Annotated in this window: 1 protein-coding gene; it reads right to left on the bottom strand. The window is 27.9% G+C overall.

Features of this window, described 5'->3' with window-relative positions; all coding sequences use genetic code 11:
- A partial coding sequence (locus EVJ28_RS13995) for a serine hydrolase domain-containing protein (RefSeq protein WP_131489356.1) occupies window positions 1-390 on the bottom strand: 390 nt, incomplete at both ends.

The raw sequence follows: 390 nt of genomic DNA, 5'->3' as shown, positions 1-390 counted from the left end.
CCATTTGAATTTTTCATAAATGTTTGTGCAAATGTACATAGATTTTCTGCACTTGAATATAAACCACCTGCACCTATAGCATTAAGGTTATCTTGCGGAACTGCATCTTCCCAATAAGGTACATATGCTTTTGCTAGTTTTGAACTATCAAAACTATTTTCTGTAGTTTTTGTATTTTGTAAGTTAAGTGGATTATTTATGTATTTATCAAGAAAATTAGTAAATGACATACCAGATACTCTTTCTACTAAAATTTCAGCTAAAGTAAATCCATCATTACAATAAACAGAAAAAGCTCCTGGTTTAGATTTTAATCTTTGTTTTTGTAATTCTTTTAAGAAATTATCATGACCATAAGCATCATTGTCTGCTAATAAAATAGTGTTTTTA

Origin of the sequence: Exiguobacterium sp. SH3S3, from assembly GCF_004337115.1 — a bacterium.
Lineage (GTDB): Bacteria > Bacillota > Bacilli > Exiguobacteriales > Exiguobacteriaceae > Exiguobacterium > Exiguobacterium aurantiacum_A.
Note: the sequence above shows the minus strand (reverse complement) of the source record. Positions and strands in the feature narration are given on the sequence as shown.